Consider the following 20,952-nt stretch of genomic DNA (forward strand, 5'->3'; position numbering starts at 1 on the left):
ATTTGTCGGACACCCGGTCCCTCGCGCCGAAAGCGGTCGATCCAGCAACAATCCCGCAACAGTCATGTAGGGTGGGTTAGCGTAAGCGTAACCCACGGTTCGCGGCACTAATCCGTCATTGCGAGCGAAGCGAAGCAATCCATCGTGCCGCATATGCGGAAGCATGAATTGCTTCGTCGCTATCGCTCCTCGCAATGACGTAGGAAGGCCTGACCCACCGGTGTTCGGCCAGGGAAGATGCTGGGTTCTTGCGCTAACACCCTACGTATCGCCGGCATCCTGCAGCGGATGACGCGCCGCATGCGCATCATGCAGCATCACGGCAAGCTGGTGCAGTGGCGCATCGCGAAAACCCTGCTTCTCGATCGCGGCCACGGTCGAGAGCACATAGTCGCGATTGTTGCCGGAGCGGCCGTGGCCCTGCTGCACGAAGCGTAGCTGCTCCGAGAGCGACAGCCGTCCGGCATATTGCACATGGCCGCGATCGACCACATAGGCGAGAGCACTGACCCGCTGCCGCGCCTCGTTCTCGAGCCACACCGAGCGCATCACCTCGCGATAGACGTTGGTGGTCTGCTCGCGCGCGCGCAGATAGGCGATGGTGTCATTGCGACGTGTTGCTGCGACACGAAACGCGATGCCGCGGCAGGCGCCGCCGCGGTCGAGCCCGAGCACCAGGCCGGGCTTTTCCGGCGTGCCGCGGTGATCGAACGAATAGACGCAGAGCGCGCGATGCTCGCCGATCAGCCGCGCCGGCAGCTGTTCGATGAACTCAAAGCCCGGCTTCCACATCAGCGAGCCGTAGCCGAACACCCAGAGATCGCCGTCGGACAGGTCAGGGGAGGGAGCGTTTGCAGGCATTGCGGTGAGGGGCTATCAGAACACGCGGGGGAAACGAAGTGAATTCCTAGCGCTTTCGGCGCCGCTTTGCCGCTTCGATTTTGACAAATTCGCACGCCAAAGGACGCCGCATGTCTGACATGACCATTGCACCGCGCCGGCGCTCGCGTTTCGGCCTCTATTTCGTACCCGTCCTGGTCCTCATCGCTGCGGTGGCGTGGACCGGATTCTGGTTCTATGCCGCCTCCCAGGTCGGGGTGCAGGCCGACGCCTGGCGCGCGCAGGAGGCCAAGGCCGGTCGGGACTATGATTGCGGCAACCGCTCGGTGGCAGGTTACCCGTTCCGGCTCGAGATCCGCTGCGCCGACCCGAGCGTGACGCTGGTCTCGCAGACCGCCTCGCCACAGACCTCGTTCGTCGCGCGGCTCGCCGAGATCCTGGTGGTGGCGCAGATCTACGATCCCAAGCTCGTGATCGCGGAATTCAAGGCGCCGGCGACGCTGGCCGAGCACGGCGCGCCGCCGTCGCTGTCGATCAACTGGAGCAAGGGCCGCAGCAGCGTGGTCGGCCTGCCGGCGGTGCCGCAGCGTGCCTCGCTGGTGTTCGACGATCTCGCCATCGACCGGATCGGCGGCGCGACGCCGGCACCGGTTGCGCGCGCGGGTCATGTCGAGCTGCATGGCCGGCAGGTCGACGGCCCGACCCCGGACAATCCGGCGATCGAAACCGTGCTGCAGATCGCGGGTGGCACCCTGCAGGATGTGCATCCGCTGCTGACCCAGCCGTTCAACGCCGATATCCATGCGCGGCTGAACGGCTTGAAGGATTTTTCGCCGAAACCTTGGCCGCAGCGCTTCCGCGAGATCCAGGCCGCCGGCGGCAGCATCGAGATCATGCAGTCGCGGATCGAGCAGGGCGATCTGCTCTCGGTCGCCGCCGGCACCCTGCGTCTCAACGCCAATGGCCGCATCGACGGCGAGCTGCAGATGACGGTCGCCGGCCTCGAGCGCGTGATTCCCGCGCTCGGCATCGACAAGATGCTGGAGGAGGGCGTGCCGCAGGCAACGCTCGATCGCGTCGCGCCGGGCGTGAAGAGCCAGGACATCAGCAATCTGTTCGGCGCGCTCGATCGCGCGATTCCCGGGCTCGGCAAGGCGATCAAGCAGAACGCCAATGCCGGCCTGACTGCGGGCATCAATTCGCTCGGCACCGACGCCGTGCTCGAGGGCAAGAAGGCCCGCAGCTTCCCGCTCCGCTTTGCCGACGGCGCGGTGCTTTTGGGCCCGCTGAAGGTCGGACAGATTCCGCCGCTGTTTTGAGCGTATTCACATCGTGAAAGCCGTCCCGTCATTGCGAGGAGCATAGCGACGAAGCAATCCATGCTTCGTCGTATGCGGCGCGATGGATTGCTTCGCTTTGCTCGCAATGACGGAGGATGGAGCTACGCACTCGATATTCCTCGCGCGCGATATCGCGGTTCACGGTGAAGTATTCCCGCCGTCGCAATAAGAAAAACGTGACCGCAATCTTACGCGACCCCGCGAATATCGCCGCCTGACCGCCGCTCTCTCCACCGGGGAAACAACCTGGTGTGGGAGGCGACGTATGAGAGTACTCACGGGAATCCTGCTCGGCGGCATTCTGCTGGTGGCCGGGCCCGCATGGGCTGACGACGATGCGTCGGAGCTGCGCGCGTTGAAAGCGCGCCTGAAGCAGCTCGAGCAGCGCATGGAGTCGCAGGCGCGCAAGCAGGAGGTGCAGGCCGCAAGAGTGGACGCGCAGATCGCGACCAAGGCGCCGTCGCCGTTTGATCCCTGTGCGTCCGGCAAGCTCTGCTACAAGGGCGTCAGCTTCACTTTCGGTGGCTGGATCGACCTCACCGGCATCTATCGCAGCCGCAATCTTGCCTCCGATACCGGCTCGGTCTTCAACTTCATTCCGTTCCCGCAGAGCAAGAACTACAACACCGGCGAGCAGCGCTTCTCCGCGCGCCAGACCCGCTTCTCGATGCTTGCCGAAGCCGACGCGACCGCGAACACCCATATCGCGGGCTTTGGCGAGATCGATTTCGAAGGCGCGGCGCAGACCGCAAATTCGGTCGCGACCAACTCCTATAATCCGCGGCTGCGGCAGGCGAGCATCGAGATCGACCGCACCGATCTCGGCCTGCATGTCCTCGCCGGCCAGTCCTGGTCGTTGAACACGCCGAGCAAGGCGGGCATCGATCCGCGCGTGGCCGAGACGCCCGGTGTGATCGATTTCGAACTGGTGCCGGGCTTCCTCGGCGCGCGGCAGCCCGGTGTCCGCGTCTGGCAGGACATCGGGCCCGAGTTCAAACTCGCCGTCTCGGCCGAGAATCCGCAGACATCGTTCTTCGGCGGCAACACGCCGCTGGTCGGCACGCCGGCGGCCGGGCCGCAGGGCGTGCTGAATCCGAACCTGCTGGTGAACCTGACCGGGCCGGGCGGCAGCTTCTTCAACAACGCGAACAATGTCAGCTTGAACCACATTCCCGACCTCACGGTGAAAGCGGCGTGGGATCCGCGGCTCGGGCCTTACAGACTGCATGTCGAGGGCTGGGCGGAGTATCGCGACTTCTACGATCGTTTCAACTTCGCCAATCACGACGTCAACACCGTAAGCTTCGGCGGTCACCTCTCGGCCGAGATCGTGCCGAAGACGCTGGACGTGCAGGCCTCGGCCTCCTATGGCGCGCTCGGCCGCTTCACGGCAACCCCGTTTCCGGACGTGACTGTGCGGCAGGACGGCTCGATCCAGCCATTGCCGATCACGGCATTCCTTGTGGGGACGGTCTGGCATACGACACCGTCGCTCGATCTCTATGCCTATGCGGGTCTGGAGAAGACCAAGGCGACGTTCTCCGATGTCGGCACGGTGCCGTTCGGCTACGGCAATCCGCTCTACAACAATCTCGGCTGCAACACCGAAAATTCGCCGGCCGCGACCTGCAACGGCAACACGTCCGAGGTCAGGCAGTACACCGCGGGCTTCTACGACACGATCTTCAAGGGCGCCTACGGCACCATCAAGGCCGGCGCCCAGTATTCCTACACCCAGCGCTTCGCGTTCTCAGGCGTCGGCGGTGCGCCGAAGAGCGACGACCACATCATCATGACGCAGATTCGGTACTACCCTTTCTAGGGCATGACGACGATGCGCGTATGTGAGGTGGGCACGCAGCTCGGGCTCCCTCGCCCCTTGCGGGGGAGGGTTGGGGAGAGGGGTAGCCCCGGGCGAGACGATCGACGAGCGCATCGCTCTCGCAATCCCTTAATGTCTTCCGTCATTGCGAGCGAAGCGAAGCAATCCATCTCTCCACACATGCGGAGCGATGGATTGCTTCGTCGCTATCGCTCCTCGCAATGACGGCGTTTCACGTTCGAGCGCGCAACGAATTCGATGTCGTTCCTGGCTTTCGCCAGGACGACGATGGGGTGATTGCCGCGCAATCAGTCTCGCATCGCACGCATCACTCCGCCTTGTTTGCCAGATTCGCGTGCGGGCGGCCGAAGTCGGGGGCGGCGGAGTCCTGGCCGATCTCGACGATGCCGCGGCGGATGGCGCGGGTGCGGGTGAAGTGATCGAACAGCGCCTCGCCGTCGCCGCGCCGGATCGCGCGGGTGAGTTTTGCGAGATCCTCGGTGAAGGTGCCGAGCATCTCCAGCACGGCGTCCTTGTTGGCGAGGAACACGTCGCGCCACATCGTCGGATCGGAGGCTGCGATGCGGGTGAAATCGCGAAAACCGCCGGCGGAGAATTTGATCACCTCGGATTCCGTCACCTGCGCCAGCTCATCGGCAGTGCCGACGATGGTGTAGGCGATCAGATGCGGCAGATGGCTGGTGATCGCCAGCACGAGATCATGATGATCCGGCGTCATGATCTCGACCTTGGCGCCGAGCCCGGCCCAGAACGCGCGCAGCCGCTCGGTCGCGGCAGGATCGGTTCCTTCCGGCGGCGTCAGGATGCACCAGCGGTTGATGAAGAGCTCGGGAAAGCCGGAATCCGGACCGGAATGCTCGGTGCCGGCGACCGGATGTGCCGGCACGAAGTGCACGCCATCAGGCAGATGCGGCGCCATGTCCTTGACGACGGCGCCCTTCACCGAGCCGACGTCGGAAATGATCGCGCCGGGCTTGAGGTATTCAGCGATCTCGGCCGCGACCGGGCCGCAGGCGCCGACGGGAATGCAGAGGATGACGAGATCGGCATCCTTGACGGCCTCCGCATTGGTCGCGACCACCTGGTCGACGATGCCGAGCTCGGCGACGCGGGCACGCGTCTTCTCCGAGCGCGCTGTGGTCACGATCTCACCGACCAGTCCCTGCGCGCGGGCGCCGCGCGCGATCGAGCCGCCGATCAGGCCGAAGCCGATCAGCGCGACGCGTTTGAAGATCGGAGTTGTCGTCACGTCAACAGTCACTTTCCGGCCAGGAAGTCGCGCAGGCCCTCGACCACGAGGCGGTTGGCCTCCTCGGTGCCGATGGTCATGCGCAGCGCATGCGGCAGCTTGTAATTGTTGAGCGCCCGCAGCACCAGGCCGCGCCTGGTGAGATAGGCGTCGGCCTCTGCCGCGCTCTTGCCCTTCTCGGTCGGGAAATGGATCAGCACGAAGTTCGCGACGCTGGGCGTCACCTTGAGGCCGAGCTTGCCGATCTCCTCGGTCAGCCAGTTGCGCCACTGTTCGGTGTGGCTCTTCGACATCTGCACATGTGCACTGTCCTCGATCGCCGCCGCCGCCGCCAGCATCGCCGGCGCCGAGACGTTGAACGGACCGCGGATGCGGTTGCAGGCATCGACGATATGCGCCGGGCCGAACATCCAGCCGATCCGCAATGCGGCAAGGCCGTGGATCTTCGAGAAGGTGTGCGCCACCACGGTATTCTCGGTGGTCGCCACCAGCTCGATGCCCATCTCGTAGTCGTTGCGCGAGACGTAATCGGCATAAGCGGCGTCGAGCACCAGCACCACGTGCGAGGGCAGGCCGGCGTGCAGCCGCTTGACCTCGTCGAACGGCAGATAGGTGCCGGTCGGATTGTTCGGGTTGGCGAGCCACACGAGCTTGGTGCGCGGCGTCACCGCCTTGAGGATCGCATCGACATCGGCGGTGAAGTTGGTTTCGGCCGCGACGACGTTCTTCGCGCCGTTCGCCATCGTCGCGATCGGGTAGACCAGGAAGCCATGGGTGGTCGAGATCGCCTCGTCACCCTGGCCGAGATAGGTGTGGGCGAGCAAATTGAGGATCTCGTCGGAACCGGCGCCGCAGATGATACGGTCGGGATCGAGGCCGTAAGTGCGCCCGATCGCCTCGCGCAGCACGCGCGAGGTGCCTTCCGGATAATCCTCCAGATGGTCGACCGCGTGCTTGTAGGCTTCCATCGCCTTCGGCGACGGGCCGAACGGCGTCTCGTTGGCGGACAGCTTGAACACCTTGCGGCCCGGTTCCGGCACCGGGCTCTTGCCGGGCGTGTAGGGCGCAATATCGAGAATGCCGGGATTCGGCACGGGGCGGGACATCTTCAACTCCGGATAGGCGGGCTAGCTCTTAGGTCAAATCTTGCTTCAAATCTTACGTCAGATCTTGGCGGACCCGTTGGTGGGAACCGTATAGCGCGTTGCGTGGCTGCCGACGAGGGCCGACGAGCGGACCGAGGCGCCGGCCTTGATCAAAGCGAGCTTGATGATCTCAAAGCCGCTTTTATGAGGGTCTTGCCCCGTGACCGAGACCAGCAGGGCCGCGCCGTCGAAGGCGGTGTCGGGCACCGCGACAATCTCGGCCAGCGGCGCCAGCGCGCGTGCGACGTCGGCGTTCCAGCCGGAGACGCGCACGCTCCACATCTGGACTTCGGTGACCATGGCGTCGTCGGCGACCCGCGAGACCACGAACACCGGCAGCGCGGCCGGGTGGTCGGCGCGTTCGAGGAACGGCAATCGCGCGATGATCTTCGGCGCGCCATCAGCCTCGAGCGCGTTCCACCACGGCGTGCGGCTCGAGATCGCGGAGACCAGCGCGAGGTCGCCCTTGGATTTCGCTACCGCTTCGACCGCGGCCTGCGCGCTGAAATGCGCGACGTAAGGCACCACGAAGCCGAAATGGAACCGTGCCGAGTCGCGCATCGCGGGCTCGCCGACCGAGACGTCGGCATGCACCGCGAACGGCGCCTGGACGTAAGTGAACGTCGAGATGATAACGCGCCAGATGCTCTCGATGGTGTCGAGCGGCAGGATGCCGCGATGGCGCCGGACAAGCTCGCGCATCATGCTGGCCTCGCGCGCCGGGCGAAACGCCGAGCCGACCTCCTGGGTCTGCTTGACCTGGATCAGGCGGTCGATGATGTCGCCGCGCGCCATCAGCAGGCGGTGAACCTGCTCGTCGATTGCGTCGATCTCTTTGCGCAGCTCCTGCAGCGAAGGCGGCGACGGGGGTGGCTTGGACATCGGAAAACCTTGAGGTCCGGGCGGCCCGATGCCGCGTCAGACAGGGCTCTGATTAGAAAAGACGGGCGCCGAAAGCAAAGAGAAACGTCGCGGCTCAGCCCTGCGCTGACAGGGTTAACCATGCCCCTGGGCCGGGCTGTCTTGACGACGGGAGGACCGAGGACTAGCTTTGCCGTACTCCGTGGTCATTTGAGCCGGCCGGCTTGCAGCCACGTTAAACAACTCGCTAAACAGGCCGGGGACGCATCAGCTCCCGGCCGAACCTTTTGTTCAGGCCGGGTTTTTTATGGCCTGATCTCCGTTCGAGGCCTCCCGCGTGGAGGCGAGGTCGCCTACATGAGCAACGTGCGTCCAATAACGAGCCCGCCGATCCACAGCGATGATCGTGCCCATGAGACGGATCATCCGTCGTCTTTGGTGGCGAAGTTCGGCATGGACCAGCCCTTGAAACTCGATTGCGGCGTCGATCTCGCACCATTCCAGATTGCCTACCAGACCTATGGCGAACTGAATGCTGATCGCTCCAACGCGATCCTGGTCTGCCACGCGCTGACCGGCGATCAGCACGTCAACAATATCCATCCCGTCACCGGCAAGGGCGGCTGGTGGGACACCATGGTCGGTGTCGGCAAGCCGCTCGATCCGAGCAAGTACTTCATCATCTGCTCCAACGTGATCGGCGGCTGCATGGGCTCGACCGGGCCGGCCTCGATCAATCCGGCTACAGCTAAGGTGTGGGGACTCGATTTTCCGATCATCACGATCCCCGACATGGTGCGTGCGCAGGCGATGCTGATCGATCGCCTCGGCATCACCACGCTGTTCTGCGTGGTCGGCGGCTCGATGGGCGGCATGCAGGCGCTGCAATGGACCGCGGCCTATCCTGAGCGCGTGTTCTCGACGCTGGCGATCGCCTGCTCGACGCGCCACTCGGCGCAGAATATCGCGTTCCATGAGCTGGGCCGGCAGGCGGTGATGGCCGATCCGGATTGGCGCGGCGGCCGCTACGTCGACGAGGACACGCATCCGCACCGCGGCCTCGCCGTGGCGCGGATGGCCGCGCACATCACTTATCTTTCGGACGCCGCGCTGCATCGCAAGTTCGGGCGGCGGATGCAGGACCGCGAGCTGCCGACCTTCTCGTTCGATGCGGATTTCCAGGTCGAGAGCTATCTGCGTTACCAGGGCTCGTCTTTTGTCGAGCGCTTCGACTCCAACAGCTATCTCTATCTGACCCGCGCGATGGACTATTTCGATATCGCCGGCGACCACGACGGCGTGCTGGCGAAGGCGTTCACCGGCATCAAGACACGCTTCTGCGTGGTGTCCTTCACCAGCGACTGGCTGTTTCCGACCTCGGAATCGCGTGCGCTGGTGCACGCGCTCAATGCGTCGAGCGCGCGGGTGTCGTTTGCCGAGATCGAGACCGATCGCGGCCACGATGCCTTCCTGCTCGACGTGCCCGAATTCCTCGATATCGTCCGCGCCTTTCTGCACTCAGCAGGCAAGGCGCGCGGACTTAACGATAGCGACGGCCAGTCATGAACATCCAGCACACATTGCCATTGCAGGGCGTCACGCCCGAGCGAACCGGAAGCTATCGCACCGATCATCTGCTGGTCGCCGACATGGTTCGTGCCGGCTCGCGCGTGCTCGACGTCGGCTGCGGTGACGGCGAGTTGCTGCAATTGCTCGAGACCCGCGGTATCGACGGCCGCGGCATCGAGCTGTCGCGCGAAGGCGTCAACCGCTGCGTCGCCAAGGGCCTCGCGGTGGTGCAGGGCGACGCCGACACCGACCTCGTCAACTATCCCGACGATGCCTTCGACTATGTGATCCTGTCGCAGACGCTGCAGGCCACGCGGCAGCCGCGGGTGGTGCTGGAAAACCTGCTGCGCATCGGCCAGCGCGCCATCGTCTCGTTCCCGAATTTCGGGTTCTGGAAGATGCGGCTGCAGCTTCTGATCGGCGGCCACATGCCGCGCACCGAGAACCTGCCGGCGACCTGGTACGACACATCAAACATCCATTTCTGCACCATCAAGGATTTCGTGGAGCTGTGCGGCGAGATCAACGTCAAGATGGAGCGCGCGGTCGCGCTCGATCTCTACGGCCGCCCGGTGCCGCTCAATCTGCCCTGGTGGGTCTGGAATATGTTCGGCGAGCAGGGCGTGTTCCTGCTCAGCCGGGGCACGAAAGGGAAGTGATTGCCCTTGGCGTCATTCCGGGATGGTCCGAAGGACCAGACCTCAGATGCGCAATTGCGCATCGGGGAATCTCGAGATTCCGGGTTCGATGCGTTGCATCGCCCCGGAATGACGGCTCACACTGGCACTGCGACCATCGATCTCGGATCGCGCACCGGCCAGCGCGCGGCCTCCACCAGCCCAATGAAGCGTTCCACCATTTCGTTGAACAGCGCCGGCTCTTCGAGATTGAGCACATGGCCCGCCTTCGGAAAGAAGGCGAGGCCCGCGGCCGGCAAATGCTTCTTCAGGAACAGGCTCGGCGCGACGCAATTGTCGTCCTCGTCGCCGCACAGTATCAGCGCCGGCGTTGGCACCTTCCGGATTGCTTCTGTCATGGTGTAGATCGAGGGCCGGCCGCCTTGAAAACTGCGCATCGTGTTCGCCGAGCCCTTGGCATCATGGCGTGCCAGCGCGGCGTAGAAATCGGCGTGGCCGCGCGGATCCTTCAGCAGGAACGGAATCCGGCTCGGTGCCTCGCGCGTCACCTTGGCAACCTCAACCGAGCCGATCGCCTCGTACTGCTCGGCATTGGCGCGGCATTGGGCACGGAAAGCGTCGAGGTTCTCGAGGCCGGAGCCGGAGCCGACGGCGGCCAGCGTCATCGAAAGCGCGCGCTCCGGCGCGTTGAGGCCGATCTGCAATGAGGAATAGGAGCCCATCGAGAGGCCGACGAAATGCGCCTTCTCGATTCCGAGGTGGTCGAGCACCGCGAGCGCGTCGGTGTAGAAATGCTGGTAGGTGTAGACGTCGGCGCTCAGTGGCACGTCCGAGGGCGTGTAGCCGCGCGCCGAATAGGCGATGCAGCGGTGCCCACGCGAGAAATAGCGCAGCTGCGGTTCCCAGTTGGTGTGATCCGCCGCGAACTCGTGCAGGAAAATGATCGGGGTTCCGTGGCCTGCCTCTTCGAAATAAAGGCGGACATTATCTTTCGTCATGGCATGGGGCATTGAACTTTCCTCTCGTGGGCCGGCTCCAGATTTGCAGTTAATTTCCGAGGCTGCAATGCGGCAGTTCCGGCTCTTTTCGTCATCGAATCTTCGCGGAATGACCCAGAAATCGTTGTCCCAGCGCCGCATGAAATCGTCCTCTCGCCACATCCCGGCACTCAAAACCACCGCCGCGTTTCGCAAGGAACGCGGTCGGGGAACCGGGGGTGTTACAGAGGATCTCATCGAGTATGGTTCAGTTGCTTGCGTATCGCCGGCCGCTTCGTCTTGTCGCGCTGGCTCTGGTTTCGCTCACTCTCGCCCTCATTTCAGTCGCTCCGGCTTCGGCACGACCGTATCATTCGCGCCACGCGCATTCGGCCCATGCCGGCTATCACGCGCGGCATTATGCCCGTCACCACTATCGGCATGCGGCACGGCTGTCGCGCGCGGAGCGTGGCGCTGCGCAAACGCAGACGTTCGGCTTCGCTGACGCCAATGCGGCCGCGATGTCCGGCGCGACGGTGCCCAACACCGGCGGCGTGGCGGAAGCAAGCAGCTTCGGCTCGTCCGGCATCGTCTCTGAAGCGCGCCAATATATCGGCGGCAACCCGACCGGTCGCGGCAGCCTGTGGTGCGCGCGGTTCATGAACATGGTGCTGCAGAAATCCGGCTATCACGGCACCGGCTCCGACATGGCGAGCTCGTTCGCCAAATACGGCCAGCGCATTTCAGGCCCGCAGGTCGGCGCCATCGCCGTGATGGGCCGCCGCGGTGGCGGCCATGTCGGCATCATCACCGGGGTCGACGCGAACGGAAATCCGATCATGATCTCCGGCAACAACGGCAACCGCGTCCGCGAGGCGCCGGTGTCGCGCGGCCGGATCTACGCCTACGTGATGCCGACGAGCTGAGCGTCAATGGTGTCACCGACAGCGGCACCGCCGTCGGTGATGATCTCGGCATAGATGCCGCATTCATTGTGACCGAGGCGCTGCATCAGCGCCTGCGGGACCATGAGGTCGCGTGCGCCAGTGTCGGGATCGACATTGACGGCAGCGCAACGGGTGATGCGCTTCACCACCTTCGCCCGTGCGCTGCCGATCGCGATCGTCTGGTCGAGCAGGCCGGCTTCATGCCAGGCCGGCCAGCCCTCGACATAGAAATTGGCGCGGAAGCGTAACGGATGGACCGGCGCCTGCACCAGGGTCTCGATGGCGCGCAGGCTCGCGAGATTGATGATCGAGATCACCTTGCGGGGGACATCGGAGAAGCTGTGGCCGGGACTCACCAGCACTTTCGGCGGGCCCTTGATCCTGCTGGTGTGCGTGTCGGCGAAATAGCGTTCGATCGCGGCGCGGCCCGCGGCGGTCTCGAGGTCACCTTGGGCGACCATCGCGCCATCCCGGCGCAGTGTCAGCACATGGCTGTCATCGTCGAAATGGGCACGCAGCGGCGCCAGCCATTCGTCCCGCTGCAGCATCAGGAAATGCGGCTTCGGCAGCCATTTTGGTGTGGAAGGGTCGAAGCCGCTGGGACCATTCTCGATCGCGTAGCGGCGGTCGGACCGCAGCGTTTGGCCGATATTCAGCTCGGCGCGTGACAGCGGCTCCGGGGTGAGGCCCTTGACGGGATAGCGGTAGATACCGGTGATCTTGGCTGAGGACATGCGCGTTCCTTCCAGGTGCCCGCATTATCCTGTTTGGTGCACGAGGAATACTGCCCCGAGACGCAGGCGATCAATCGGAACGTACAGCGCCCGGCGCGTCGAGAATCCGCTGCATGAAGACCAGATCGAGCCACCGGCCGAACTTGCGTCCGAGTTCCGGCATGCGCCCAACCTCGACAAAACCCGCCTGCGCGTGCAGCCGCAGCGAGGCCGGATTGCCGCCGTCGATCCCGGCGATCAGGACGTGCTTGCCGAGCGCGGTGGCGGCGGCCACGAGCTCGTCGACGATGATGCGCCCGAGCCCGCGGCCACGATGGTCGGCGTGGATGTAGACGCTGTGCTCGACGCAGTAGCGGTAGCCCGGAAAGGCCCTGAAATCGCCGAAGGTGCCATAGCCGAGCACGGTCGATCCCTCGGCGGCGACCAGCACCGGATAGCCCAGCGCCTGCCTCGCCTTCATCCAGGCCAGCCGCTCGGCCTCGGTGTCCTGCTTCTCGGTCCAGACCGCATTCGAGTTGGCGACGGCGTCATTGTAGATCGCGGTGATCGCGGGAATGTCCTGTTCGGTGGCAGGGCGGATGGTCATCACAGGTTCCTCGGCAAGTTCCTCGGATTGGGTCTTGAAGCGGGCGGATCATCCACTATATAAGACGATATGTCAATTATAGAGGACAAGGCGGGCGATGGCCTCGGGCGGCGGATCCGCTCAGAGCGGGAGACGCGCGGCTGGTCGCTGGCGGAACTCGCCGGGCGGGCCGACGTCTCCAAGGCGATGCTGAGCAAGATCGAGCGGACCGAGGCCAGCCCGACGGCCGCGACCCTGTCGCGGATCGCGACGGCCTACGGCCTGACCATGGCCGCCCTGTTCGAGGCGGTCGCGCCCGTCCATGCTCGTTTCCAGCGGGCCAAGGATCAACCCGTCTGGCGCGATCCGAAGGCCGCTTATCTGCGGCGGCAGGTGTTTCTTCATCCTGCCAATCCGCTCGAACTGGTGGAGATCGAACTGCCTGCCCGTCAGGAGGTCGGCTTTCCCGCCAGTGCCTATCACCTGATCCGTCAGGTGGTCTGGGTCATCAGTGGACGCCTCACCTTGATGGAGGGGGCTATCAGCCACGAGCTTGCCGCGGGCGACCGCGTCGAACTCGGGCCGCCGTCGGACATTGTCTTCCGTAACGAAACTGCTCAGTCCTGCCGCTACCTCGTCGCTGTCGTGCGGCGCTGACTGATTCACCGGGCGAAATCGCGAGCTGTGGCTCTTCCGTTTTGAAACCAAGTGCCCACATCTGCGGCAAGCCTGAAAAATGATGGCGACGACCAGAGGCTGGTTGAGGAACGTCAACGCGGCCCGCGGAAACCCAATGAAGATGCCGGAACCATGCCTGATAGGGTGGTGACGGCAGGCCGAGGGAAAAACGAATGAATATTGAGAAGTACACCGAGCGTGCGCGCGGATTTATCCAGTCCGCCCAGTCGCTCGCAACGCGCGATGGCCACCAGCAATTCTCGCCGTTGCATCTGCTGAAAGTGCTGCTGGACGACAGCGAGGGGCTCGCCGGCGGTCTGATCGACCGCGCTGGCGGCAATTCCCGCGCGATCCTGAAAGCGACCGAAGAGGCGCTCAACAAGCTTCCGAAAGTCTCAGGCAACGGTGCCGGGCAGGTCTACCTGGCTCCGGAGCTGGCGCGCGCCTTTGATGCGGCAGAGAAAGCCGCCGACAAGGCCGGCGACAGCTTCGTTACCGTGGAGCGGCTGCTGCTCGGGCTCGCGCTCGAGAAGAACAGCGAGGCCGCCAACATCCTCAGCAAGGGCGGCGTCACGCCGCAAAACCTCAACGCGGCGATCGAATCGCTGCGCAAGGGCCGCACTGCTGACTCTGCGACCGCGGAGAATGCCTATGACGCTCTGAAGAAATATTCCCGTGATCTCACGCAAGCGGCGCGTGACGGCAAGCTCGACCCGGTGATCGGCCGCGACGAGGAGATCCGCCGCACCATCCAGGTGCTGTCGCGGCGAACCAAGAACAATCCCGTGCTGATCGGCGAGCCCGGCGTCGGCAAGACCGCGATCGTCGAGGGGCTGGCGCTGCGTATCCTCAATGGCGACGTGCCGGAGAGCCTGAAGGACAAAAAACTCCTGTCGCTCGACATGGGCTCGCTGATTGCGGGCGCAAAATACCGCGGAGAGTTTGAGGAGCGGCTGAAGGCCGTGTTGCAGGAGGTCACGTCCGCCGAGGGCGGCATCATCCTGTTCATCGACGAGATGCACACGCTGATCGGCGCCGGCAAGGCCGACGGCGCGATGGACGCGTCCAACCTTCTGAAGCCCGCGCTCGCCCGCGGTGAGCTGCACTGCATCGGCGCGACCACCCTCGACGAGTACCGCAAGCATGTCGAAAAGGACGCCGCGCTGGCGCGGCGGTTCCAACCGATCTTCGTGCCTGAGCCCACCGTCGAGGATACCATTTCGATCCTGCGCGGCTTGAAAGACAAGTACGAGCAGCACCACGGCGTCCGCATCACCGACTCCGCGCTGGTGGCCGCGACCACGCTGTCGAATCGCTACATCACCGACCGATTCCTGCCCGACAAGGCCATCGACCTGATGGATGAGGCGGCGGCGCGGCTGAAGATGCAGGTCGATTCCAAGCCGGAAGAGCTTGATTCGATGGACCGGGAGATCATCCGGCTCAAGATCGAGCAGGAGGCGCTGAAGAAGGAAAGTGATCCCGGTTCCAAGAGCCGGCTGCAGACGCTGGAAAAGGAACTCGCCGATCTCGAGGAGAAATCGGCGGCGCTGACCTCGCGCTGGAGCGCGGAGAAGAACAAGCTCTCCAACGCGCAAAAGCTGAAGAGCGAACTCGATGCCCTGCGCACCGAACTTGCCAACGCGCAACGCAAAGGCGAATTCCAGCGTGCGGGTGAGCTCGCCTATGGGCGGATCCCAGAGCTTGAAAAGCGGCTCGCCGATACCGAGGCCAACGAAAACGCTGGCGAGATGATGGAGGAGGCGGTGACCGCCAACCACATTGCGCAGGTCGTCTCGCGCTGGACCGGGGTGCCAGTCGACAAGATGCTCGAGGGCGAAAAGGACAAGCTCCTGAAGATGGAGGGCAGTCTCGCCAACCGCGTGGTCGGCCAGGCCGAAGCCGTGCGTGCGGTGGCAACCGCGGTGCGCCGGTCGCGCGCCGGGTTGCAGGACCCCAACCGGCCGATGGGCTCGTTCATGTTCCTGGGTCCCACCGGCGTCGGCAAGACCGAGCTGACCAAGGCGCTTGCGGCGTATCTGTTCAACGACGAGACCGCGATGGTCCGGCTCGACATGTCGGAATACATGGAGAAGCACTCGGTCTCGCGGCTGATTGGCGCGCCTCCGGGCTATGTCGGCTACGATGAGGGCGGTGCGCTCACCGAAGCCGTGCGGCGTCGGCCCTATCAGGTCGTGCTGTTCGACGAGATCGAGAAGGCGCATCCCGATGTCTTCAACGTGCTGCTGCAGGTGCTCGATGACGGCCGCCTGACCGATGGTCAGGGCCGCACCGTCGACTTCCGCAACACGCTGATCATCATGACCTCGAACCTCGGTTCGGACTTCCTGGTGAACCAGCCGGAAGGCGAGGATACCTCAGCGGTGCGCGACCAGGTGATGGGCGTGGTGCGGGCGCATTTCAGGCCGGAGTTCCTGAACCGCGTCGACGAGATTATCCTGTTCCATCGCCTGCAGCGCAACGAGATGGGCCGGATCGTCGAGATCCAGTTCGCCCGGCTCACCAAGCTGCTGGAGGATCGCAAGATCGTGCTGGAGCTCGACGCCAAGGCGCGGGACTGTCTGGCGGACAAGGGCTGGGATCCGGCCTACGGCGCCCGCCCGTTGAAGCGCGTGATCCAGCGCAGCGTGCAGGATCCGTTGGCCGAGATGATTTTGGCCGGCGAGGTCAGGGACGGCGATCGTGTCGTGATCTCGGCCAAGGGCAACGTGCTGACCTTCAACGGCGAGGTGCCAAAGCCCGCCGAGATCGTGCAGTTCGACGCGCCGGTTCCGAAGCGCAAGCTGAACTGACCGTTCGAGACGGACGCCCTCTCCGCAAGCCGCGGGGAGGGCGCTTGATTTTAGCGGTTGCTGATGGAGCGGGTCTGTGGCGTGGCGATACTCGTCGCCTCGGAGACGACGCGCGAACTGCCGCGGCTGTTCATCTGGGCGTCGACCCGGTCGCGCTCCTTCTCGAAGCTCGCCATCATCGGGCCTTCGAGCGAACGGCCGCGCGGCAGTTTCACGCGCATCGGGTCGACAAAGCGGCCGTTGACCAGGATTTCATAGTGGACGTGGGGACCGGTCGATTGGCCGGTCGAACCGACGAAGCCGATCACCTGGCCCTGCCGCACCTTCTTGCCGATCTCCATGCCCTTGGCGAAGGCCGACATGTGGCCATAGGCCGTCTCGTAGCCGTTGGCGTGCTTGATGCGGATATATTTGCCGTAGCCGCCCTCGGGTCCGACCTTCTCGAGCACGCCGTTGCCGGAGGCGAAGATCGGCGTGCCATAGGCGGTCGCCCAGTCGACGCCGGTGTGCATCTTCACATAGCCGAGGATCGGGTGGCGGCGGCCGCCGAAGCCCGAACGCATGATCGCGTTGGCGACGGGCTTGCGCACCAGGAACTTCTTGGCGCTCTTGCCGGTCTCGTCATAGTAGTCGACGAGTCCGTCGTCGGAGCTCTGGAAGCGGTAATATTTCTTGGTCTCGCCGCCCACGGTCAGCGAGGCGTACAGCACCTCGGTCTTTTCGGTGCTGGCAACGCCCTCGTCCTCGCCGGCATAGAACACGTCGAAGGAATCGCCGGGTTGCACCTTGCGCTGGAAGTCGACGTCATAGGAATAGATCTTGACCATGTCCTCGATGATGGTCGACGGCACCTTGTTGCGCAGCGCTGTCTCGTAGATGCTCTGATAGAGCCGCACGCCGGTACCATCATCCTCGTCATCGTCGTCCTTGGAATTATCCGCGGTATCGGTGACGGTGTTCATGCTCTGCACGTCGACGGCGACATATTTGCCCATGTCGGACAGCGCGGCGACGGCTTCGACGACCGAATCGTTGGCGACGATCACGCGATAGGGCTGGAGCCGGAGTCCCGGAGCGGACGGCGCCATCAGGATCCGTACCTTCTGGCCTTCCTTCAGGCCGCCGTCGCGGCCGCGGGGCCCGAGCGTTGCTGCAATGGCCTTGGCCTCGTCCGGGGTCGCGCCCTGGTCGCGCAGGATCGAGGGGATCGAGTCGCCCTTCTTGACGAGGTGGACCCGTTCGCCGGTCGGATTGCCGCCGGTGACCTGGTCCTTTGTCTTCGGCAGCAGGGTGACGTTCTCCGGCACCACGCGGGTTTCGAAGCCGGCATAGGGATCGGAGACATTGCCCTCGCTGGCGTAAGCCATCTTCATGTCGGGTCCGGCGCCGGTCGCATCTGCCGTGGCATTGGCGAGCGTGTAGCGCACCGAACCGCCGGCGCCACGCCAGTTGGCGGCATCGCGCACCCGCATCAAGACGTCGTCGAGCGCGACGACGGCGGCAAGCTTCGCCTTCGGCAGCACGGTCGCGAGATCCTTGGTAACGAAGGAGACCTCGGCGTCGGGCTCGGCGGCGTCGGCCGCGTTTGCGTTCGGATCCTCGGCCGTGATCGACGTTTCGGCGCCGACGTCAGTCAGCATGCGCTGCGCGTTGAACGGCGGGATCTTGGCCGACAGGTCGCTCGTGGTCATCGAGAGATTGCCGGAAATACGGATGAAAGGCCGCACCCGCATCACGTCGCGATTGCCGACACGTGTGACGGTCGAAACGCGCACCATGCTGCGGGAAGCCGAGGATTCGCTCGGCGGCGGCAGCCGATCGCCCTTGTGCAGGCTGACGGCCCGATCATTGGCGCCGAATGCGCCGCGCAGCGCGCCCTCGACGCGCTCCGGCACCTTGGCGAAAGTCATCTCGCCGTCGAGCGACGCAAAAACGGCGCCGCCGATAAGAGCCGCGCCGCACAGACCGGTGAGAATAGTGCCGCTGAACCACTGCACGGAGACACGGCGGCGATCGATCACCGCAGCCTCGGTGCCGTCGACGGAAAGCGGCGGTTCATGACCGAGATCAATCATCCCGGTCTCGCGCCCAAAGCCGCTCCCGCGTGACGCCCGTTGGCTCAACCCTGTATCCCCCCAAATTCCATCAACATGCGATCGCTTTCAGCTCGTCCTCGTACCCTGCCTTTAACCCCTTAGAAAGGGTTTGCGGCAGCGTGGCGAGCCACACGCATCAAAGTCCGGGAGACGAAGGCCATTGGTCAGCCGCTATCTCGAACGTCAATGGTGTGCAGATCTCTCGATGTTGCTCGGCCGTGAAGGGAAGAGGCGACGGGTTCTTGGAGAAATCGCCTGCTCCCCCGAAAAAACCACCCGAGGCCCCACAGGTTTCGAGCGGTTCGTTGCTTACGTTATAGCCAGAACGTCGCAGGATTATGGCTCAAGTGCGGCGCAAGGTCCCCAAAAATCAGGACTTTTCCGCACCCGAAAAAAGTTTGTCGTCATGCGACGTTTTCTTGACGATGAGTGTTGACAGGTCCGAAGGGGCGGGCCTATAAGACACCCACTGAGCGCGGCGCTGCATTGGCCCACCGGCCAAGGCAAGCATTCGCGCCCTTTATGCTCCTCAACTCGTCGAGCGAAACAGCAGCCGGTGTAAACCGGTTGTGAATCGCCGTCGGATGAGGGGTTTAGATCCACCCAATAGGGTGTGGGACCTTCGGATCCCGGGCTGTTTGACAAGTAAAGATGAAGAAAGAGAAACGTGGACGGCGGAGTCCTTGCGTCTCTCGGAATACTTGAAAGCTTCGGCTTTTGACGTTCTGAGGGTGGACGAAAGACTTCGGCGGTACACGTTTTAAAGGTTACACCATCGTTGCCAACGATGTGAATCGTGGGCAGCTCGTCAGCTTCGGTTGATGAAAAATGGTGGGACCTCGTCAAAACGTTGTGATCAGCCGGTTCAAGGTTTCAAGTCCAACTTGAGAGTTTGATCCTGGCTCAGAGCGAACGCTGGCGGCAGGCTTAACACATGCAAGTCGAGCGGGCATAGCAATATGTCAGCGGCAGACGGGTGAGTAACGCGTGGGAACGTACCTTTTGGTTCGGAACAACACAGGGAAACTTGTGCTAATACCGGATAAGCCCTTACGGGGAAAGATTTATCGCCGAAAGATCGGCCCGCGTCTGATTAGCTAGTTGGTGAGGTAACGGCTCACCAAGGCGACGATCAGTAGCTGGTCTGAGAGGATGATCAGCCACATTGGGACTGAGACACGGCCCAAACTCCTACGGGAGGCAGCAGTGGGGAATATTGGACAATGGGCGCAAGCCTGATCCAGCCATGCCGCGTGAGTGATGAAGGCCCTAGGGTTGTAAAGCTCTTTTGTGCGGGAAGATAATGACGGTACCGCAAGAATAAGCCCCGGCTAACTTCGTGCCAGCAGCCGCGGTAATACGAAGGGGGCTAGCGTTGCTCGGAATCACTGGGCGTAAAGGGTGCGTAGGCGGGTCTTTAAGTCAGAGGTGAAATCCTGGAGCTCAACTCCAGAACTGCCTTTGATACTGAAGATCTTGAGTTCGGGAGAGGTGAGTGGAACTGCGAGTGTAGAGGTGAAATTCGTAGATATTCGCAAGAACACCAGTGGCGAAGGCGGCTCACTGGCCCGATACTGACGCTGAGGCACGAAAGCGTGGGGAGCAAACAGGATTAGATACCCTGGTAGTCCACGCCGTAAACGATGAATGCCAGCCGTTAGTGGGTTTACTCACTAGTGGCGCAGCTAACGCTTTAAGCATTCCGCCTGGGGAGTACGGTCGCAAGATTAAAACTCAAAGGAATTGACGGGGGCCCGCACAAGCGGTGGAGCATGTGGTTTAATTCGACGCAACGCGCAGAACCTTACCAGCCCTTGACATCCCGGTCGCGGACTCCAGAGACGGAGTTCTTCAGTTCGGCTGGACCGGAGACAGGTGCTGCATGGCTGTCGTCAGCTCGTGTCGTGAGATGTTGGGTTAAGTCCCGCAACGAGCGCAACCCCCGTCCTTAGTTGCTACCATTTAGTTGAGCACTCTAAGGAGACTGCCGGTGATAAGCCGCGAGGAAGGTGGGGATGACGTCAAGTCCTCATGGCCCTTACGGGCTGGGCTACACACGTGCTACAATGGCGGTGACAATGGGACGCTAAGGGGCAACCCTTCGCAAATCTCAAAAAGCCGTCTCAGTTCGGATTGGGCTCTGCAACTCGAGCCCATGAAGTTGGAATCGCTAGTAATCGTGGATCAGCACGCCACGGTGAATACGTTCCCGGGCCTTGTACACACCGCCCGTCACACCATGGGAGTTGGTTTTACCTGAAGACGGTGCGCTAACCCGCAAGGGAGGCAGCCGGCCACGGTAGGGTCAGCGACTGGGGTGAAGTCGTAACAAGGTAGCCGTAGGGGAACCTGCGGCTGGATCACCTCCTTTCTAAGGATGATCCTTCAGATCGCTCACGCAATCTATCGGATCGTTTTAGAAACATTCAGGGGCCAATGATCGCAAGATCGTTGAGCTCCATTGGCGGGATTTCGCCGTCTACGTTTCTCTTTCTTCGCGGACGAACACGCGCCAGGAGCTTTCGCGCTGTGCGATGCATCGGCGCAAGCCGGTTGCGCGCCGCGGGCTCCGACATCTCGAAAGGGATGAGCGTTAGGGGCTTGTAGCTCAGTTGGTTAGAGCGCGCGCTTGATAAGCGTGAGGTCGGAAGTTCAAG

At 63.3% G+C, this 20,952-nt stretch carries 15 protein-coding genes, 1 tRNA gene, 1 rRNA gene and 1 riboswitch (1 of these 18 cut by a window edge); of the genes, 9 read left to right on the forward strand and 8 right to left on the reverse strand.

Features of this window, described 5'->3' with window-relative positions; all coding sequences use genetic code 11:
- Positions 1-261: 261 nt before the first annotated feature.
- Positions 262-861, reverse strand: a complete 600-nt coding sequence (locus UP09_RS10895; RefSeq protein ID WP_044538158.1) for a gamma-glutamylcyclotransferase — start codon at positions 859-861, stop codon at positions 262-264.
- A gap of 110 nt (positions 862-971) precedes the next feature.
- On the opposite strand from UP09_RS10895, the gene UP09_RS10900 reads away from it, so the two are divergent.
- Complete coding sequence (locus tag UP09_RS10900) at positions 972-2,159, forward strand: DUF2125 domain-containing protein (RefSeq protein WP_044538159.1); 1,188 nt, start codon at positions 972-974, stop codon at positions 2,157-2,159.
- Between the two features lie 286 nt (positions 2,160-2,445).
- Positions 2,446-4,002 (forward strand): hypothetical protein, encoded by a 1,557-nt coding sequence (locus tag UP09_RS10905; protein ID WP_245301888.1) that lies wholly within the window; start codon positions 2,446-2,448, stop codon positions 4,000-4,002.
- 328 nt (positions 4,003-4,330) lie between these two features.
- Here UP09_RS10905 and UP09_RS10910 read toward each other — a convergent pair whose 3' ends face one another.
- From UP09_RS10910 to UP09_RS10920, 3 genes are read right to left on the reverse strand one after another with little or no spacing between them, the layout of a single operon-like run.
- Positions 4,331-5,272, reverse strand: a complete 942-nt coding sequence (locus UP09_RS10910; RefSeq protein WP_044538160.1) for a prephenate/arogenate dehydrogenase family protein — start codon at positions 5,270-5,272, stop codon at positions 4,331-4,333.
- An 8-nt stretch (positions 5,273-5,280) separates the two neighbouring features.
- Complete coding sequence (gene hisC, locus UP09_RS10915; RefSeq protein WP_044538233.1) at positions 5,281-6,378, reverse strand: histidinol-phosphate transaminase; 1,098 nt, start codon at positions 6,376-6,378, stop codon at positions 5,281-5,283.
- A 57-nt stretch (positions 6,379-6,435) separates the two neighbouring features.
- Entirely contained in the window at positions 6,436-7,299 is an 864-nt protein-coding gene (locus UP09_RS10920) for a chorismate mutase (protein ID WP_044538161.1), read from the reverse strand.
- Between the two features lie 171 nt (positions 7,300-7,470).
- Positions 7,471-7,550, forward strand: a riboswitch (SAM riboswitch).
- An 85-nt stretch (positions 7,551-7,635) separates the two neighbouring features.
- Between UP09_RS10920 and metX the strand changes: the two genes are divergently transcribed.
- Positions 7,636-8,844, forward strand: a complete 1,209-nt coding sequence (gene metX / locus UP09_RS10925; RefSeq protein WP_044538162.1) for a homoserine O-acetyltransferase MetX — start codon at positions 7,636-7,638, stop codon at positions 8,842-8,844.
- Positions 8,841-9,506, forward strand: a complete 666-nt coding sequence (gene metW, locus UP09_RS10930; protein ID WP_044538164.1) for a methionine biosynthesis protein MetW — start codon at positions 8,841-8,843, stop codon at positions 9,504-9,506. Before metX ends, metW begins: the two co-directional genes overlap by 4 nt.
- A gap of 116 nt (positions 9,507-9,622) precedes the next feature.
- On the opposite strand, the gene UP09_RS10935 is transcribed toward metW, so the two are convergent.
- Positions 9,623-10,495 (reverse strand): alpha/beta fold hydrolase, encoded by an 873-nt coding sequence (locus tag UP09_RS10935; protein WP_044538165.1) that lies wholly within the window; start codon positions 10,493-10,495, stop codon positions 9,623-9,625.
- A gap of 230 nt (positions 10,496-10,725) precedes the next feature.
- Between UP09_RS10935 and UP09_RS10940 the strand changes: the two genes are divergently transcribed.
- The gene (locus tag UP09_RS10940; protein ID WP_044538167.1) at positions 10,726-11,388 is read left to right on the forward strand and encodes a TIGR02594 family protein; all 663 of its coding nucleotides are present in this window, start codon (positions 10,726-10,728) and stop codon (positions 11,386-11,388) included.
- Here the strand turns inward: UP09_RS10940 and UP09_RS10945 are convergent.
- Positions 11,367-12,143, reverse strand: coding sequence for an MOSC domain-containing protein (locus tag UP09_RS10945; RefSeq protein WP_044538168.1), 777 nt, complete (start codon positions 12,141-12,143; stop codon positions 11,367-11,369). The two genes, UP09_RS10940 and UP09_RS10945, sit on opposite strands and share 22 nt — an antisense overlap.
- Positions 12,144-12,213: 70 nt before the next feature.
- Positions 12,214-12,729, reverse strand: a complete 516-nt coding sequence (locus tag UP09_RS10950; protein ID WP_044538169.1) for a GNAT family N-acetyltransferase — start codon at positions 12,727-12,729, stop codon at positions 12,214-12,216.
- Positions 12,730-12,798: 69 nt separating this feature from the next.
- Between UP09_RS10950 and UP09_RS10955 the strand changes: the two genes are divergently transcribed.
- Entirely contained in the window at positions 12,799-13,365 is a 567-nt protein-coding gene (locus UP09_RS10955) for a helix-turn-helix domain-containing protein (RefSeq protein ID WP_044538170.1), read from the forward strand.
- A gap of 194 nt (positions 13,366-13,559) precedes the next feature.
- Entirely contained in the window at positions 13,560-16,199 is a 2,640-nt protein-coding gene (gene clpB, locus UP09_RS10960) for an ATP-dependent chaperone ClpB (protein ID WP_044538171.1), read from the forward strand.
- A gap of 50 nt (positions 16,200-16,249) precedes the next feature.
- Here the strand turns inward: clpB and UP09_RS10965 are convergent, their stop codons facing one another.
- A complete protein-coding gene (locus tag UP09_RS10965) occupies positions 16,250-18,322 on the reverse strand; it encodes a M23 family metallopeptidase (protein WP_044538172.1) in 2,073 nt (690 codons plus the stop codon).
- Between the two features lie 853 nt (positions 18,323-19,175).
- Between UP09_RS10965 and UP09_RS10970 the strand changes: the two genes are divergently transcribed.
- Together UP09_RS10970 and UP09_RS10975 are read left to right on the forward strand one after the other, a co-directional pair.
- A 16S ribosomal RNA gene (locus UP09_RS10970) occupies positions 19,176-20,666 on the forward strand.
- 226 nt (positions 20,667-20,892) lie between these two features.
- Positions 20,893-20,952, forward strand: a tRNA-Ile gene (locus UP09_RS10975); it runs 17 nt beyond the window's last position.

Source organism: Bradyrhizobium sp. LTSP885 (genome assembly GCF_000938305.1).
Taxonomy (GTDB): Bacteria; Pseudomonadota; Alphaproteobacteria; order Rhizobiales; family Xanthobacteraceae; genus Bradyrhizobium.